The sequence below is a fragment of the Kribbella sp. DT2 genome, assembly GCF_049844575.1.
In the GTDB taxonomy this organism is placed as follows: domain Bacteria; phylum Actinomycetota; class Actinomycetes; order Propionibacteriales; family Kribbellaceae; genus Kribbella.
In genome coordinates, this window is sequence record NZ_JBNCLH010000002.1 from 677735 (window position 1) to 693829 (window position 16095).

At 70.9% G+C, this 16095-nt stretch carries 16 protein-coding genes; 11 read left to right on the forward strand and 5 right to left on the reverse strand.

Annotated elements, in window-relative coordinates; genetic code table 11:
- The first annotated feature begins 95 nt into the window (after positions 1 to 95).
- The 4 genes from ACLQ2O_RS11920 to ACLQ2O_RS11935 are packed head-to-tail and all read left to right on the forward strand — an operon-like array spanning position 96 to position 3761.
- Positions 96 to 1124 carry an ABC transporter substrate-binding protein gene (locus ACLQ2O_RS11920; RefSeq protein ID WP_425830946.1) on the forward strand — a complete coding sequence of 343 codons (1029 nt, stop codon included), beginning with the start codon at positions 96 to 98 and terminating at the stop codon, positions 1122 to 1124.
- Positions 1121 to 1876, forward strand: a complete 756-nt coding sequence (locus ACLQ2O_RS11925) for a class I SAM-dependent methyltransferase (protein WP_425830326.1) — start codon at positions 1121 to 1123, stop codon at positions 1874 to 1876. The genes ACLQ2O_RS11920 and ACLQ2O_RS11925 overlap by 4 nt, the downstream gene beginning before the upstream one ends.
- A complete protein-coding gene (locus ACLQ2O_RS11930) occupies positions 1873 to 2982 on the forward strand; it encodes a FecCD family ABC transporter permease (protein WP_425830328.1) in 1110 nt (369 codons plus the stop codon). The genes ACLQ2O_RS11925 and ACLQ2O_RS11930 overlap by 4 nt, the downstream gene beginning before the upstream one ends.
- On the forward strand, positions 2979 to 3761 hold the full coding sequence (locus ACLQ2O_RS11935; protein ID WP_425830330.1) for an ABC transporter ATP-binding protein: 783 nt from the start codon (positions 2979 to 2981) through the stop codon (positions 3759 to 3761). The genes ACLQ2O_RS11930 and ACLQ2O_RS11935 overlap by 4 nt, the downstream gene beginning before the upstream one ends.
- Here the strand turns inward: ACLQ2O_RS11935 and ACLQ2O_RS11940 are convergent.
- Positions 3758 to 6430 carry a LuxR C-terminal-related transcriptional regulator gene (locus tag ACLQ2O_RS11940; protein WP_425830332.1) on the reverse strand — a complete coding sequence of 891 codons (2673 nt, stop codon included), beginning with the start codon at positions 6428 to 6430 and terminating at the stop codon, positions 3758 to 3760. The genes ACLQ2O_RS11935 and ACLQ2O_RS11940 overlap by 4 nt on opposite strands.
- Before the next feature lie 135 nt (positions 6431 to 6565).
- Here ACLQ2O_RS11940 and ACLQ2O_RS11945 point away from each other — a divergent pair, with 135 nt between their 5' ends.
- The 5 genes from ACLQ2O_RS11945 to ACLQ2O_RS11965 are packed head-to-tail and all read left to right on the forward strand — an operon-like array spanning position 6566 to position 11249.
- On the forward strand, positions 6566 to 7360 hold the full coding sequence (locus ACLQ2O_RS11945; protein WP_425830334.1) for an ABC transporter ATP-binding protein: 795 nt from the start codon (positions 6566 to 6568) through the stop codon (positions 7358 to 7360).
- Positions 7353 to 8072 (forward strand): ABC transporter ATP-binding protein, encoded by a 720-nt coding sequence (locus tag ACLQ2O_RS11950; RefSeq protein WP_425830336.1) that lies wholly within the window; start codon positions 7353 to 7355, stop codon positions 8070 to 8072. The genes ACLQ2O_RS11945 and ACLQ2O_RS11950 overlap by 8 nt, the downstream gene beginning before the upstream one ends.
- Positions 8069 to 8920 carry a branched-chain amino acid ABC transporter permease gene (locus ACLQ2O_RS11955; RefSeq protein WP_425830338.1) on the forward strand — a complete coding sequence of 284 codons (852 nt, stop codon included), beginning with the start codon at positions 8069 to 8071 and terminating at the stop codon, positions 8918 to 8920. The genes ACLQ2O_RS11950 and ACLQ2O_RS11955 overlap by 4 nt, the downstream gene beginning before the upstream one ends.
- Entirely contained in the window at positions 8917 to 9933 is a 1017-nt protein-coding gene (locus tag ACLQ2O_RS11960) for a branched-chain amino acid ABC transporter permease (RefSeq protein ID WP_425830340.1), read from the forward strand. The genes ACLQ2O_RS11955 and ACLQ2O_RS11960 overlap by 4 nt, the downstream gene beginning before the upstream one ends.
- The gene (locus ACLQ2O_RS11965; protein ID WP_425830342.1) at positions 9930 to 11249 is read left to right on the forward strand and encodes an ABC transporter substrate-binding protein; all 1320 of its coding nucleotides are present in this window, start codon (positions 9930 to 9932) and stop codon (positions 11247 to 11249) included. Before ACLQ2O_RS11960 ends, ACLQ2O_RS11965 begins: the two co-directional genes overlap by 4 nt.
- A 25-nt stretch (positions 11250 to 11274) precedes the next feature.
- On the opposite strand, the gene ACLQ2O_RS11970 is transcribed toward ACLQ2O_RS11965, so the two are convergent.
- Positions 11275 to 11772 carry a GNAT family N-acetyltransferase gene (locus ACLQ2O_RS11970; protein WP_425830344.1) on the reverse strand — a complete coding sequence of 166 codons (498 nt, stop codon included), beginning with the start codon at positions 11770 to 11772 and terminating at the stop codon, positions 11275 to 11277.
- 76 nt (positions 11773 to 11848) lie between these two features.
- Positions 11849 to 12709 carry a LysR family transcriptional regulator gene (locus tag ACLQ2O_RS11975; RefSeq protein ID WP_425830346.1) on the reverse strand — a complete coding sequence of 287 codons (861 nt, stop codon included), beginning with the start codon at positions 12707 to 12709 and terminating at the stop codon, positions 11849 to 11851.
- Positions 12710 to 12798: 89 nt separating this feature from the next.
- Between ACLQ2O_RS11975 and ACLQ2O_RS11980 the strand changes: the two genes are divergently transcribed.
- A complete protein-coding gene (locus tag ACLQ2O_RS11980; RefSeq protein ID WP_425830348.1) occupies positions 12799 to 13698 on the forward strand; it encodes a TIGR03564 family F420-dependent LLM class oxidoreductase in 900 nt (299 codons plus the stop codon).
- Between the two features lie 113 nt (positions 13699 to 13811).
- Positions 13812 to 14798 (forward strand): ABC transporter substrate-binding protein, encoded by a 987-nt coding sequence (locus ACLQ2O_RS11985; protein WP_425830350.1) that lies wholly within the window; start codon positions 13812 to 13814, stop codon positions 14796 to 14798.
- 54 nt (positions 14799 to 14852) lie between these two features.
- On the opposite strand, the gene ACLQ2O_RS11990 is transcribed toward ACLQ2O_RS11985, so the two are convergent.
- Entirely contained in the window at positions 14853 to 15419 is a 567-nt protein-coding gene (locus ACLQ2O_RS11990) for a sigma-70 family RNA polymerase sigma factor (protein WP_425830352.1), read from the reverse strand.
- A 126-nt stretch (positions 15420 to 15545) separates the two neighbouring features.
- On the reverse strand, positions 15546 to 16091 hold the full coding sequence (locus ACLQ2O_RS11995) for a hypothetical protein (protein ID WP_425830354.1): 546 nt from the start codon (positions 16089 to 16091) through the stop codon (positions 15546 to 15548).
- Positions 16092 to 16095 lie beyond the last annotated feature (4 nt).

A 16095-nucleotide genomic window follows, 5' to 3' on the forward strand; every position in this document is an offset into this window, starting at 1 on the left:
CTCCTGACCTGACAACGGAGGTGGTCGCGCGGTCGTTCCATCGGCCCCCGGTTCGACTGCCTGGTCAGGGACTCGGTTACGCTCCGCCTGTGAAAATGAAAATGATTGTCGTTGCAGTCTCGGCCGGGCTGGCGTGCGCGCTGACCGGCTGCGGCGGGGGATCGGCGCCGGCGGCGGACGTGGCTGCCGGCCCGACGTCCTCCGGTACGACGACCTACCCGCTCAGCTACGACAACTGCGGGACGAAGGTGTCGGTGCCGAAGGCACCTACTCGCGCGGTGTCGCTCAACCAGTCCGCGACGGAGATCATGCTCCGGCTCGGCCTCGGCGACCGGATGGCCGGTACGGCGTACGAGACCGACCCGGTCCCGTCCGATCTCGCGGCGGCGTACCGGAAGGTTCCCCTGCTCAGCAAGGGACTGCTGAAGCACGAGACCCTGCTCCAGGCTGAGCCGGACTTCGTGTACTCGTCGTTCGCCTCGTTCCTCACCGCGCAGAACGCGGGGGAGCGGGCCGAGCTGCACAAGCTCGGCGTACCGACGTACCTGACCGAGTTCGACTGCACGTACCACGCGGCGGTCGCCGGAGGTGCCACCTTCGCGATGCTGTTCGACGAGATCAGGACGATCGCCCGGATTTTCGACGTCCGGGACGCCGGTGAGAAGCTCGTCGCCGAGCAGCAGGCCGTCGTCGACCAGGGCCGCAAGGTCGCGGAGCAGATCGAGGGCAAGCCGCGGCTGGTGTGGTTCTACTCGACGGCCGCGTCGTCCAGGACGCCCTCGGTGGCCGGGCCGGGTGGCCTGCCGCAGACCGTGACCGAGATGCTCGGGGCGGAGAACCTGTTCAAGGACGCCTCGACCAAGTGGCCCGAGGTCAGCTGGGACGAGTTCGTGGCGCGCGATCCGGACGTGATCGTGCTGGCCGACCTGACCCGCGGCTACCCCGGCGACACCGCCAAGGAGAAGATCGACTTCCTCGAGCACGACCCGCTCACGTCGCGGTTGGATGCCGTACGCAACGACCGCTTCATCGTCGTGCCGGGGCAGGCGATGGATCCCTCGCTGCACAGCGTGGAGGCGATCTCCGCGGTCGCGCAGGGACTCGTCAAGCTGGGTGCGCGATGACGGCGATCGAGCAGTTGGTCCAGCGGTGGGACGACCAGCAGGCGGCCTACATCACCCATCGCGAGCAGCGGTTCGAGGTCATGCTCGACGTGATCGCCCGGCTGGCGGCAGCCGAGGACGGCGGGCGGCTGACGGTGCTCGACCTGGCCTGTGGTCCGGGCAGCCTCGCCGGACGGATCCTCGAGCGGTTTCCCGACGTACAGGTGATCGGGCTCGACTACGACCCTGTCCTGCTGACGCTCGCCGACACCTGGCTCGGTGACCGCTTCACCGCGGTGGACGCTGACCTGGCCCGACCGGGTTGGGAGACGAAGCTGCCGCCCGGACCGATCCACGCAGCGGTGTCGTCGACCGCGCTGCACTGGCTGAAGCCCGCCGAACTCGTCGCCGGCTACGCGACCCTCGGGACGCTCCTGCCGTCGAACGGCGTGTTCATGAACGCCGACCACCTCCGCTACGACCCGCAGACTCAACCCTTCCTCACGGAGGCGGCGGCCGCGGACGACGAACGCACCCAACGCACCGCCCGAGCGGCCGGAGCACAGACCTGGGACGAGTGGTGGGCCGACGCCGTCGCGGTTCCCGCACTCGGAGAGCGGTTGGCCGAGCGCGAGCGCAGGTTCGCCGACCGTCCGCCCACTCCGCACGCGCCGCTCGGCCTGCACCTGCAAGCGCTCGGCACCGCGGGCTTCGCCGAGACCGGCACGATCTGGCGGTACTACGACGACGTCGTGGTGTTCGCGCGGCGATGACGAACCTGATGGGAACCCGGCCCGGCCCCGCTGAGACAGCGCCGCCGACCGATGCCGAGACATCCCGCGGAGGCGGCGTACGGAGTGGTCGTTCGCTGCTGCTGATCGGAGGTTTCAGCGTCGTACTGTGCGTGTCCGTCGTCGCGGCGGCGTTCGTCGGTACGGCGAGCATCGGCGCTGCCGACGTGGTCGGCGTCATCCTGCATCACGTCGGCCTGGGCACTCTCGCGCCCGGGCCGCCGGCGTCACCACTCGTCGACGCGCTGATCTGGGAGTCCCGGCTCCCGCGGGTGTTGCTGGCGGCGGTGATCGGACTCGGTCTCTCGATCTGCGGCGCGGTCCTGCAGTCCATCACCCGCAACCCGCTCGCCGAGCCCTACCTGCTCGGGGTCTCCTCCGGAGCGTCGACCGGTGCGGTGTCGGTGACGATCCTTGGTCTCGGCTCCGGTGCGGTCACCTTGTCGACCGGCGCGTTCGCCGGGGCGCTGACGGCCTTCGCGATCGTGCTGGTACTGATCGGCGGCGGCCGGGTGTCGAATCCCTCCCGCGTCGTGCTCACCGGGGTGCTGGTGTCCCAGTTCTTCTCCGCGGCCACCTCGCTGGTGCTGATGCTCGACGGCGACGCCGACGCCACCCGCGCCTTCACCTACTGGCTGCTCGGCTCGCTCGGCGGTGCTCGGTGGCAGTCCTTGAGCGTCGCCGCTGCGGTCATCGTGGCGGGCGCTCTGTGTTGCCTGCTCTACAGCGCGGCCTTGGACGCGTTCGTCTTCGGCTGGGACACGGCAGCGTCGCTGGGGATCGATGTCACCAGGGCGCGGGTCGTCCTGATGATCATCACTGCGTTGATGACCGCGGCGGCCGTCGCGGCGTCCGGTGCGATCGGCTTCATCGGCTTGCTGGTGCCACACGTCGTCCGGCTGATCGCCGGCGGCAGCCACCGGCTGCTGCTGCCGCTGACCGGCCTCGGCGGCGCGATCTTCCTGATCTGGATCGACGCCTTCGCCCGGACGGCGTTCTCACCGCGCGAGGTCCCGGTCGGCGTGATCACCGCGCTGATCGGCGCACCGGTGTTCGCGCTGGTGCTCCGCAAGGCGGCCCGGCAGTGACCGCCGTGGTTGCCTCCGGCATCGACTGGTCGGTGGACGGTACTCCGATCCTCGACGGCGTGGACCTCGAGGCGCCGGCCGGTCAGGTCCTCGGGGTGCTCGGCCCGAACGGCGCGGGCAAGACCTCGCTGCTCCGCATCCTGGCCGGGCTCCGGCAGCCTCACAGGGGAACGGTCCTGCTCGGCGGCACGCCGCTGAGGGGCGCCGCCCGGCGTACCGTCGCACGCCGCCTGGCAATCGTCGAGCAGTCGCCGGAGGTGCACTCCGACATCACGGTGGACGAGACGGTGGCCCTCGGCCGGACGCCGCACCGTGGCACGTTCGCCGCGCTGGGCAGCAACGACCATGCCGCGATCGAGCACGCGCTGGCGGTCACGGGCATGACCGCCTACCGCCACCGCTACTGGCGGACCCTGTCCGGCGGCGAGCGCCAGCGGGCGCAACTGGCCCGGGCCCTGGCCCAGGAGCCGGAGACCATCGTCCTCGACGAGCCGACGAACCACCTCGACATCCGCTACCAACTGGAGATGCTCACCCTTCTGCGCGTCCTCGGCCTCACGGTCGTCACGGCCCTGCACGACCTCAATCTCGCCGCGCGCTTCTGCGACCGGGTGGTCGTGCTCCGCCAGGGCCGGGTCGTCGCGACCGGCACTCCGACCCAGGTGCTGACCGCGACACTGATCCACGACGTGTACGCCGTTGACGCGGTCGTCGAGCTGTCACCCCACACCGGCGCCCCCAGCACGACCTTCCTGGCCCCGACAAGCGCGAGGCCCTAGCCGAGCAGGCGGGTGAGCTCGACCCGGGAGCGGACGTCCAGGCGAGTGAAGATGTTGCGCAGGTGGTGCTCGACCGTGCGGTGGCTGATGAACAGTTGCGCGGCGATCTCCCGGTTGGTCGCGCCACCGGCGACGAGCTCGGCGATCTGGGACTGTTGCGGAGTCAGCTGGGCGGCGTGCGTCGGCCGGGGTCGGGTGATGGTGTCGCCGGAGGCTCGGAGCTCGGCGCGGACCAGGCCGACGAAGTGGCCGGCGTCGTACTGCTGGAAGATCTGCAGCGCGTCGCGGAGGTGCTGCCGGGCGGCCTTCGGCTGACGGTCGAGGCGCAGCCGGTGGCCGTAGAAGAGCTCGGTCTTGGCAAGCTCCATGGGAGTACCACTCACCCGGTGCAGGCGGATGGCCTCCCGGAAGTGTTCGTCCGCTGTCGGGTCGGCGCCGGCCAGCAACGCCTGCGAACGGTGGGAGAGCGCGAGCCGGGCCGGGCAGCCCGTGCTGGTCGCCCAGCCTTCGAACTGCTTGAGCACCTTGGTCGCCGCTGCCTGCCGGCCGCAGGCCACGGCGGCCTCGACGTAGTGCGGTGCGGTCATCACCTTGATGCCGGGGTGCACGCGGCCGGTGTCGACGGCGAGCAGGCGGAGGCGGTTGAGCGCGTCGGCGGGCCGGTTGTCGACCAGGTCGACGCAGGCCAGCGTCCACGACCCGAACGTGCTGGGACGGCCGAGGCCGCGGCGCGTGACGTCGGCGGCGGCCAGGTGCAACCGGTGGACGGCGGTGGTCTTGTCGCCCTGCAGCGCGGCCATCAGCGCGAGGATCGTCAGATGGTCGACCACGGTGTTGGGCTGACCCATCGAGGTCGCCTCGCGCACGCCTTCCAGCGAGCAGTCCAGCGAGATCGAGTGCTGGTCGAGCAGCAGCGCGGCCAGCGACTTGTAGACCAGTGCCCAAGGGACGAGCGAGGTCATCCCGGTGTCGCGCGCCCCGGCCACCGCCTGCGTGGCGAGCTCCAGGGAACGACCGGCCCGGCCCAGGACGTACGCGGCCTGACTGCCCCAGATCTTCGAGCGCGGATCGGGCAGCTCTCCTGCCAGCCGTACGGCGCGGTCGAGGGCGGCCCTGGCCTCCCGGTGATGACCGGCGAACGTGGCGGCCATGCCTTCGAGGTGGTCGAACATCAGGGCCGTGACGGGTGGTTCGTCGGCGCGGCGAAGAGCGGCCGCCCGGGCAGCAGTGCTGGCGTGCTCGGCCTGGTCGCCTGCGATGCTGGCGGCCTCCGCTGCGAAGACCAGTGCGGTGACGGCGAGCGTGCGGTGCGAGTCGAGCAGTTCGCCGGACGCCTTGAGCAGGCTGCGGACCGCCGTACCGGGTGCGCTGTCGCCCAGCTCGACGCCGCCGCGGACGAAGTCGGCGAGCCCGTGCAGCTCCCGGCCACGCACGTGGACAGCGGCTTCGCGCAGGATCGCGCGGGACGTCCGTGGCCGGCCGGTCGACCACTGATCGGCCGCGGCGGCGATCAGGTGCGCGGCCTTGGCCTGCGGCGACACCGCCAGGGTCGCCGCGCGCTGCGAGGCCGCCGAGGCCACGGAGTAGTTCCCCGTACGACGGGAGCGCGCCGCCGCGGCCCCGAGCTCGTCAGCCTGGTTGCCGGCCTCAGCGCGACTCAACGCCGTACGGCTCATTGCTGCTCGGTGCCACAGCCAGCGTGCGGTGTGCTGCTCGGGATCGAGCACGTTCGCGAGTACGGCGTGGGCTCGCCGCTGCTCACTCAGAGGGACTTCGGTCCGCAGAACGAACCGAGTCAGCTGAGCCAACCCGACGCGATCGCCCTCCACCACCAGCAGTCCACTGTCTCGCGCCTCGTCCAAGGCATCGAGCTCGGATCGGACCACGGTGTCGAGCTCGAGATCCTCGTCGACCACCGCGAGCAGGACGAGTAGCTGGGCGTCGGGGGACAGGGCACGGAAGCGGTCGCGAAGCCGAGCCCGCAACGCGCTGTCGTGCGGTAGTCGGCCGGTCGACGCGAGCTCCGTCAGCGCCAGCGGATTGCCGCCGGCGAGGTGGAGGATGTCTTCGGCGAGGTCCTCCGGCAGACCCAGGGGAGTGAGGTCGGAGAGCAGCTCCATCGCGGCAGGATCGTCCAACGGCCCCAGAGCCAGCGTCGGCAGCCCGGTCAGCGGATTCTCACCGCGCTGTGGCTCGAGGGCGAACAGTACGGCGAGCTGATGGCCGGTGACCCGGCGGGCGACGAACGCCAGCGCTTCCAGCGACGGCCGGTCGAGCAGGCCGGCGTCGTCGGCGAGCACGAGCACGGGCTGCTCGGCCGCCAGCTCGCAGAGCAGCCGATGGACCTCGGTGTGGAGCGCGAAGGTTGCGCCTGGTGATCCCGCAGCGAGTCCCGTTGCCTTCCGCAACGACTGTGGGAGCCGATCGGCCACTGGGTGCAGCAGCCGGTGCAGACCGGCGGGCTCGTGCGCGGACTCGGTCGGAACGCCTTGGGTGATCAGGACCCGGAACCCCGCGGTCGGTGCGCTGCGTAGCAGCGACGATTTGCCCGAGCCGGGGCCGCCGGTGATCGCCAAGGCGGATCCGTCGCCGGCGTGGGCGGCCGCGAGCGCCTCCTGCACCGCGGCGCGCTCCTGCTCCCGTCCGCGGAGCACGACCTCGGCAGCCATACCGGACAGTGTTGGCCGCCGTACGGGAGCTGGGAAGGGCTGGCGCGGAATTCCCACGACTGGTGGTTGTACCGATGCCGTCCGGGAGGGATCGGCTCAGACTGCTGCACACCATCGCCGGCGGGAAGGAGCCAGATGACGATCCCCTTCCCCGAGAAGGTGCTGGACGTCAGGAGAGTCACCGTACGGTTCGGCGGACTCGTCGCGCTGCGTGAGGTCTCGCTGAGCATCTCGGCGCGCAGCGTGCTGGGCGTGATCGGGCCCAACGGTGCCGGCAAGACGACGCTCTTCAACGTGATCTGCGGCCTGGTCCGGCCGGAGACGGGCGAGCTGCGCTGGAAGGACCGCGCACTGGGGAACCACCGCCCGGACCAGCTGGCCCGGCTCGGTATCGCCCGAACGCTGCAGGGGCTCGGCCTGTTCGGCGGTCTCACCGTGCTCGAGAACGTGATGGCCGGCGCGGGTGGGTTCGCCCGGACCGGTTCGATCGCGGCCTTGCTCGGTACGGCGGGAGCCGCTCGCGACGAACGCGAACTGCGCAGCCGAGCCCTCAGGCTGCTGCGCGAGCTCGACCTCGCCGACGTCCGCGACCACCTTCCCGGCGCGCTTCCGTACGGATCCCGCAAGCGGGTAGCGCTGGCCCGGGCGCTGGTGTCCGAACCCGAGCTGCTGCTGCTCGACGAGCCCGCCAGTGGCCTGTCGACGGCGGAGACCCACGAACTGGCCGCCCGGATCCGTGCGCTGACGGAGGCGACCGCGGTCGTGCTGGTCGAGCACCACATGGATCTCGTGATGGGTGTCTGCGACGAGGTGGTGGTGCTCGACTTCGGCGAGGTGATCGCGATCGGGTCGCCGGACGACGTACGGGCCGATCCTGCCGTCGCCGACGCGTATCTGGGCCTCGCCCCCGGGGAGAGGCCCAGTGCTTGAGATCGAGGCGCTGACCGTCCACCACGGACTCGTCCGCGCGCTCTCGAACGTGACGCTCCGCGTGGGGGAAGGCAGCATCACCGCCGTCCTCGGCGCGAACGGTGCGGGCAAGACGACCCTCCTGCGGGCGGTCAGCGGCCTGATCCGGCCCACCGCGGGACGGATCACCGCGTTCGGCCAGGACCTCACCGGGCTGCCCGCCGACCGGATCGCGCGGTCCGGGATCGCGCACGTTCCCGAGGGCGGCGGCGTAATTCCGGAGCTCACGGTCGCGGAGAACCTCCGGCTCGGTGCGCTGTGGAGACCGGACCGCAAGGATCGCGCCGCCGCCCTGGGCGTGATGCTCGAGCTGTTCCCGCCGCTGGCGCCGCGGCTCGACAAGGCGGCCGGGACGCTGTCCGGTGGTGAGCGGCAGATGCTGGCGATCGGCCGCGGCCTGATGGGCCGGCCGCGGATGCTGCTGCTGGACGAGCCCTCGCTCGGCCTGGCGCCGCTGGTCGCCGCCAAGATCATGGGCGTACTGCGCGACCTCCGGGCCGGCACCGGGCTGACCGTCGTACTGGTCGAGCAGAACGCGCGCAGCGCGCTGTCGGTCGCCGACCACGGCTTCGTCCTGGGCCTGGGGGAGCTGGTCGCCTCGAACGACGCGGCCTCCCTGCTCGCGGACGAGCAGTTGAGGGACGCGTACCTCGGCCTGAAGGGGGCACGGTGACCACCTTCCTCAACCTGACCGTGGCGGGTCTGTCCAGCGGTGCCGTGTACGCCGCCTTGGGGCTGTCGCTGGTGATCATCTACCGCGCGACCCGGGTGGTGAACTTCGCCCAGCCCGCCCTCGCCTTGATCTCGGGCTACCTCGCGTACTCGGTCACCAAGAGCACCGGCAGCTACTGGCTCGGGTTCGCTGTCGCCGTCGTGGCGGGCACCTTGCTCGGGGTCGCGGTCGAGCGGTTCCTGATCCGGCCGCTCCGCAACGCGGGCGAGCTCAGCGCGATCATCGTGACGCTGGGGCTTCTGCTGGTGCTGCAGGCGGTCGCGGGGATGATCTGGTCCAACGAACCGCACGCGTTCTCCTACCCGTTCGACTTCCGCGGCCGGTTCTCGGCCAGCGATCTGTTCGCCGTACTGGCTGTTGTCGGCACGGCGGCCGGGGTGCTGCTGCTGTTCAAGTTCACGGCGCTGGGGCTGCGGATGCGGGCGGCGGCCTTCAATCCCGAGGTGGCGCGGCTGCTCGGCGTACGGGTGAGGGTGATGCTGACGATCGGCTGGGGGCTGGCCGCGGCCGTGGGGTCGCTGGCCGGGATGCTCGCGATTCCGCCGTTCATCTCGCCGACGGTGCTCGACGAGGTGTTCGTCTACGCGCTGACCGCGGCGGTGATCGGCGGGCTCGACAACCCGCTCGGCACGATCGTCGGCGGGCTCGCGCTCGGGATCGGCCTGTCGTACGTGTCGGGGCTGCTGGGGCCGGAGCTGGTGCCGTTGGCCGCGCTGGCGATTCTTGTCGCTGTGCTGGCGATCCGGCCTGCCGGGCTCTTCGGTCGAGCAACGGCGAGGCGGGCATGAGGAGGCTCCCACCCTTCGTCGTCCACCTGGCTGCAGCCTGCGGTGCCATGGTGCTGCTGGTCCTGCTCACTGTCGCCACGGATCCGTTCACGAACCTGCGGATCGCGACCGTCGGCTACTACCTGATCGCGGTCGCCGGGCTGGCGCTGCTGGCCGGTTTCAACGGGCAGATCTCCTTGGGGCACGGCGCGTTCATGTTCATCGGTGCCTACACGGTCGCACTTCTGGTACTACGGGTGCCGGCGCTCCCGATCTGGGTCGACCTCGTCCTGGCGGCGGTCGCGGGAGGTCTCGCCGGCCTGCTGGCCGGCGCGGCCGCGGCCCGGTTGCGCGGGCCTTACCTCGCGGGTGCCACGCTCGCGCTGGCGGTCGGGCTTCCCGCGGTCACGCAACGCTTCCCGGACTTGCTTGCCGGTAGCAACGGGTTGAGCTTCACGGTCAACAGTCAGCCCGCGGGCCTCAGCGCCGTACCGGCCACTCGCTGGCAGGCCTGGATCGTCTGGGCGGCCGTCCTGCTCGCCCTGGTGGTGCTCGCGAATCTCGCGCGCGGCCGGGTGGGACGCACCTTGCGGGCGGTCCGGGACGACGAGGTCGCCGCCGCGCTCGCCGGCGTCCACGTCGGCCGGACGAAGATCCTCGCGTTCCTCGTCAGCTCGGCGTGCGGCGGGCTCGCGGGTGGTCTGCAGGCGTTCCTGCTCGGTACGGCGGCGCCCGGCTCGTTCACGCCGGCGCTGTCGCTCTCGCTGCTCGCCGCGTTGGTCCTCGGCGGGCTCGGGAGCTTGTGGGGCGCGCTGTGGGGCGCGATCGCACTCGTCTACGTCCAGGTCTGGACCGACGACCTCGCCGAGCTGCTCAGCCTGCGCAGCAACCTGTCCGACAACCTCCCGCTCGCCCTGTACGGCGTGGTGCTCATCGTGATCGTCCTCGCCTTCCCGGCGGGGATCCAAGGCGGCCTGCGCAAGGTCCGGAGCCGGGTGCGACGCCCGGCTCCTTCTCAACGAGGAGAACAATGAGGAACAAGCGTTCTGCCGTCGCGGTCGCCCTGGCCTCCGCGCTGGCGCTCAGCGGGTGCGGTGGTGCCGGCGAGACACCGGCCAACAGCGGTACGGAGAAGGGCGAAGCGGCGCCCGGCGTGACCGACACCGAGGTGGTGATCGGTACGCACCAACCGCTCACCGGTCCGGCCGCGCCCGGGTACAGCAAGATCTCCGTCGGCGCCAAGGCCGTGTACGACCACCTCAACGACAGCGGTGGCGTCAACGGGCGCAAGATCACGTACAAGGTCGAGGACGACGGCTACAACCCGACCAGGACGGTCGAGGTGGTCAAGAAGCTGGTCCTGCAGGACAAGGTCTTCGCGATCGTCGGCGGCCTGGGAACGCCGACGCACTCGAAGGTCCTCGACTACCTGACGGCCGAGGGCGTACCGGACCTGCTGGTGTCGTCGGGCGCGCTGCTGTGGAACTCACCGGACAAGCACCCGAACACCTTCGGCTACCAGGTCGACTACACCCGCGAGGGCAAGGTCCAGGGCCAGTACATCAAGGAGAAGTTCGCCGGGAAGAAGGTCGGTCTGCTGGTCCAGGGCGACGACGTCGGCACCGACACCCAGAAGGGCCTCGACCAGTTCATCACGCCGCAGATCGTGGCCCGCAAGACCTACGACCCGGCCAACACCGACGTCACGCCGCAGATCTCGGCGCTGAAGGCGTCCGGCGCCGACGTACTGGTGTGCGAGTGCATCCCGGCCTTCACCGCGCTGACGATCCTCACCTCGCTGAAGCTCGGCTACAAGCCGCAGCTCGTGGTGAGCAGCATCGGGGCCGACCCTGCGACGCTGACCGGGCTGGTCGAGCAGTTCGCCAAGCAGGGCGGGAGCGAGGTGTCCGGCGCCGCGCTGCTGGCCGGCGTGATCGGCACCCGGTACCTGCCGAGCTCGCGCGCGACCGACGACCCGTGGACCGCCTTCTTCCAGGGGATCCACGACAAGTACATCCCGAAGGAGCCGTTCACCGACACGCTCTTGTACGGCATGGTGCAGGCCTACACCTTCGGGCAGGTGCTCAAGGCCGCCGGCCGTGACCTGACCCGGCAGAAGCTGATCGACGCGATGTCGTCCGGCGAGCTCAAGGGGCCGGGCCTGACGCCGTTCGCCTTCAGCAAGGACAACCATGCCGGGTACACCGGTGCCCTCGTGTTCCAGATCGCTGCCGACGGCAACGTCAAGACGCTGCAGGAGCCGCGGGTGACCGACCGGGACAGCGGCGCGGTGACGCCGTACGAGGAGAAGCGGTCGACGCCGGAGGAGATCGGCCTCGTCAGCCGGTGATCGCCTCGGCGGCGTCATCACCTGATCAGTTGGTGCGGGCGAACTCCAGCTGGGCGAGCGGGTGACCGTCGCCGAAGTCGCGGTCGCGGGTCTGCCCGGTCTCGGCGAAACCGGACTTGACGTAGAAGCGGCGGGAACGCGGTGTGTCGCGCAGGGTCCAGAGATGGACCTGGCGGTAGCCGTCCTGGCGGAGGTGCTCCAGGGTGGTCGTCATCAGCTCGGCGGCCACCCCGGTGCCCCAACCGTCGGGATGCGCGTACAGGCTGAGGATTTCGCCGTGCCCCGGTCGCTCGGTGGAGGGCACGCTCCAGGAGAGGCCCAGTGGCCGGTCGTCGAGTCGCGCGAGCAGGATCAGGCCGCTGGGGTTGCGCAGGCGATCGTGCCAGCGGGTGAGCCGGGAGTCGATCTCGGCGGCGGCGAACTCGCGGTCGAAGAACGGCGCGTACGCGGCGGCCCAGGAGGCCGCGTGCACCGCGCCGACCGCGGCGCCGTCGGTGGGTGCGGCCGGTCGTACGTCGATCATCTGCTGAGCTCCGATCCTCGGTCCGGATCCGAGCATATGCGATCAGGTCGCATGTGGAGCCCTGGGTTCGACCTGGTTAGCTGAAGGCTTGGGTCAGGGCGTCCAGGCACAGCGGCGAGCGGTCGGCGGCGACGATCAGGTGGCCGGGGACGGTGAGGGCCGGCGTCAGTGGGCCCATCCAGAGCGCGCCTTCGGGGGCTTTGCAGCCGGCGCCGTACAGGACCGTCCAGGCGGGGGAGCCGTTGGTCATCTCGACGATCGCGTCGTCGAGGCTGTCGATCGGCCGGCCGGGAACGGGATCGAAGCCGGCCGTGCGGCAGGCGGCGTGGATCGTCGCGTGGAGAGCGGCGTCGTCCGATCGTGGCGGGAGACGCAGGGGGAGCTCGGCCAGGTCGATCAGCTTCAGCTCGCCGCCGGAGCGGTACTCGGCTGGTACGAGAACCGACAACGGCTCGTCCCACAAGGGGATCGCGCGCAGAGAGCGTGAGGTCACGGCGCCGCGGATGAAGGCGACGTCGAGCTCACCGGACCGCAGCGCCTGGAGCTGCTCGGCGGGTGGGCGCGAGCTCAGCTTGATCTCGATGCCGGGTGAGGACGACCGGAGGACGGCCAGGCCGCGTTCGAGCCGGTCGCGAAGGCCGGGGCTGGTGCCGATGCGGAAGACGCCGGCCTGCCCGGCGGCGAGTTCGCCGGCGACGGTGGTCGCGCGATCGGCGGCGGCGAGTACGGCGCGGGCCTCGCGGAGCATGCGCTCGCCGTCACCGGTCAGGGCGACCCGGCGGGACGATCGGTCGAACAGGCGCAGACCGAGCTCGCGTTCGAGCCGGGCCACCTGCTGACTGACCGCGGGCTGCACGATGTCCAGACGTTCCGCGGCCTTGCCGAAGTGCAGCTCCTCGGCGACGGTGACGAAGTACCTCAGTTGCCGCAGTTCCATCGGGCCTCCCGCGATCGATCACGAAAGCTTATCGCTGCGCGGGTCGAGCGGGTCTTGGTCGAGGTCCGCCGAGTGTCTTGACTGAGGGCATGAGAATCGGACTGTGGATCGAGGACGACGCCCGCACGATCGACGAGATCGCGACCGACGCGCGGACGGCCGGGGACAGCGGCATCAGCCGGATCTGGTTCAGTCAACGCGCCGGCTGGGACGCGCTGACGCTGATCGCCGCGCTCGGCCCGCGGGTTCCCCGCATCCAGTACGCCGTCGGCGTCGTACCGGTCTATCCGCGGCACCCGCTGGCCCTGGCGGCGCAGGCGCTCAGCGTGCAGGCCGCGACGGGGAACCGGCTCACGCTCGGCATCGGCTCCAGCCATCCGGTGATCGTCGAAGGCCAGTACGGGATCTCGATGAAACGGCCGGCGACCTACCTGCGCGAGTACGTCGAAGCGCTGGCGCCGCTGCTGCGAGGTGAGCCGGTCGACGTCCATGGTGAGCTGCTGACGGCGGTCGGGCAGTTGAGCGTCGTGGGCGCGAGGCCGCCCGAACTCATCCTTGCGGCGCTGGGCCCCCGAATGCTCGAGATCGCCGGCGAGCTGACCGACGGGACCGTGACGAGCTGGGCCAGCCCAGAGGTGATCGGCGACTACGTCCGGCCGACGATCGACAAGGCCGCCGGCAGCCGGCCGGCCCCGCAGGTCATCGCCTGCGTCTGCGTCGCCGTGACCGACGACCCGGACGGCGCCCGCGGTTGGATCAAGCAGCACTACGGCTTGGCGGGATCGCTGCCGGCGTACCGGGCAATCCTCGACCGGGGCGCGGCCAGCGGGCCCGAGGACACCGCGGTCGTCGGCGACGAGGCCGAGGTCGCCCGCCAGCTCCAACGCTTCGCCGACGCGGGCACGACGGAGTTCATGGTCGCCCCGGTCGGCACGCCGCAGGAACAGGCCCGCACGATCGCTTTCACCCACGCCCTCGCAGCGGGCTAGTGGTCCCTTGCTCGCCTAGAGTTAGGCGTGCCTAGCCTAAGCATGCCAACTCATCGGAGATCGTCTTGACGCCCACGCTTGCCCCGGCCGTAGATCGTGACTTCGCTGCCCTGGTGGACGAACTGACCCGCCGCGGCTTTCTGGCCGGCGGTCTGAGCACGGCCGCCCTTCTCGCGCTGACCGGCTGCTCCACCGACGACCAACCGGCCGGAGCGCCCGCCTCGGCGGGGCCGGTCGAGCACAAGTACGGCGCGACGACGCCGACGACCAAACCGCAGCGCGTGGTGAGCCTGGGCTACACGGATCACGAGCCCTTGCTGGCGCTCGGTGTGCGTCCCGTCGGTGTCGTCGACTTCTTCGGCGAACGCCCGTACGGCAACTGGCCGTGGCAGTCCCCGCTCTGGTCCGGCAGCACGCCGGAGATCGTCGGGGAGCGCGACGAGTACCAGTACGAGAAGATCGCGGCGTTGCGGCCCGACCTCATCGTCGGCCTGTACTCCGGGATGACCAAGGAGAACTACGACACGCTCAGCAAACTGGCGCCGGTGGTCGCGCAGCCCCGTGACTACGCCGACTTCGCCGCTCCCTGGACGGTGATGACGCAACAGGCCGGTGCCGCCCTCGGTCTGCGGGCCGAGGCCGACAAGTTGATCACCGGCATCACGGCCCAGTTCGTGGAAGCCCGTCAGACCCATCCCGAGTGGGCCGGCCGGACCGTCGCCGTCGCCGAGCCCGCCAAGGCCGACCAGTGGGCCGTCTTCGGCGCCGGCGACCCCAAGCTCCAGTTCTTCGAGGGTCTCGGGTTCAAGGTCGCGCCGTCGGTGCGTGAGCTGGAGCCTGGTGGCGACGTGGCCCAGATCAGCCTGGAACGGCTGGACCTGCTCGACGTCGACCAACTGGTCATGCTCATCGACACCGGCGACCAGACCGAGGCCCAGGTCCGCGCGAACCCTCTGTTCAGCAAACTCGCCGTGGCCCGCGAGGACCGCACCATCTACCTCCCCTTCAGCGCGGCCCCGGCGACCGGCGCCGCCCTGTCCTTCAACTCGGTCCTGAGCATCCCCTTCGGCATCACCCAGGTCGTCACCGCGCTGAGCTGACGACGGCGGTCCTTCCGTACGGCGTACCGGTTGGCCGGTACGCCGTACGGGGTGTCAGGCGGCGAGCAGGTCGGCCAGGGTGGTTCTTGCTCGGGCTACCCGGGAGCGGACGGTGCCGATCGGGCAGCCCAGGTGGGCGGCTGCTTCGGCGTAGGGGACGCCGGCGAGTTGGGTGAGGACGAAGACCTCGCGGCGGTCGTGGGGGAGTTGGTCGAGGAGCTCGGTGAGGGCGATGGCGTCGTCGAAGCCGGGGAGGTTGCGGGGTTGGGTCTGGTCGGCGGCGAGTTGCCAGTCGCGGTCGGCGATGCGGGGGCGGGACGCGCGGCGGCGGAGGTCGTCGACGACCGTACGGCGGGCGATGGTCAGCAGCCAGGCGCGGGCCGGTGAGCGGCCCTCGAAGCGGTGCAGGCTGGTGAGTGCTCGCAGGAACGTTTCCTGGGTGAGGTCGTCGGCCGACTGCGGATCGGCGGCGAGGTGGGCGACGTACCGGCGGACGTCGCGCTGGAGCGCGCGGACGAAGTGGTCGAGGGCGGTCAGGTCACCGTCGCGGGCGGCGAGCGCCAGGTGCGTGCAGAGGTCGTCGGCGGGCGGAGGCGCGCCGTCCAACGGGGTAGACGTCATGGCTGAATGTCCTTCTGAGGTTCAGGATCCGGCGACGCTGAGCCGCCGGCGGGCGGAGTACGCGGCCTGCCGGAAACCGGCATGGCTCGGACCCGGGCGGTGTCGTGCCCGGGTGATGCGTGGCTGTCAGGCGACAGCGGTTCCGCGCGGTGGACCTCTGGAGGTGATGGCGTCCGCGAGCAGCCGCTGCTGGGTCGGAGCCACCCAGTACGCCGGCCGGAGGCGCGGCCACGACGGGTCGCTCCGCCAAGGCCGGAGAAGGAGCAGGATCCGGTCGGCGACAGTTCGCAGTACGGCGAAGGTCGCGTTCTCGCCGTACGCGAGCCAGAGACCGCACAGCAGCGCTGCGAACAAGTGCGCGGCCAGCATTCCTGCGGACCCCGCACCGGCCATGTGATGGTGCATCGGCGCCGGCGTCAGGGACTGCGCGAGCGTGAACACGACGTGCAGCTCGGCCTGGGCGACGACCGTGCCCACGACGACGAACGGCACCGAGCGTTCCCGGTCGGCCAGGATCCAGGCAGCGGCGGCGATCGACGCGGACGCAGGAACGACCGCCCACCACGGGACCGCCGCCGCGGACATCACGACGTGGCCGAGGACGGCGAGCAGCACGCAGACGGCCGTGAACATCACGGCGCGAGCGGCTCGGATTCCCCAGTGCTGCTGCATGGCC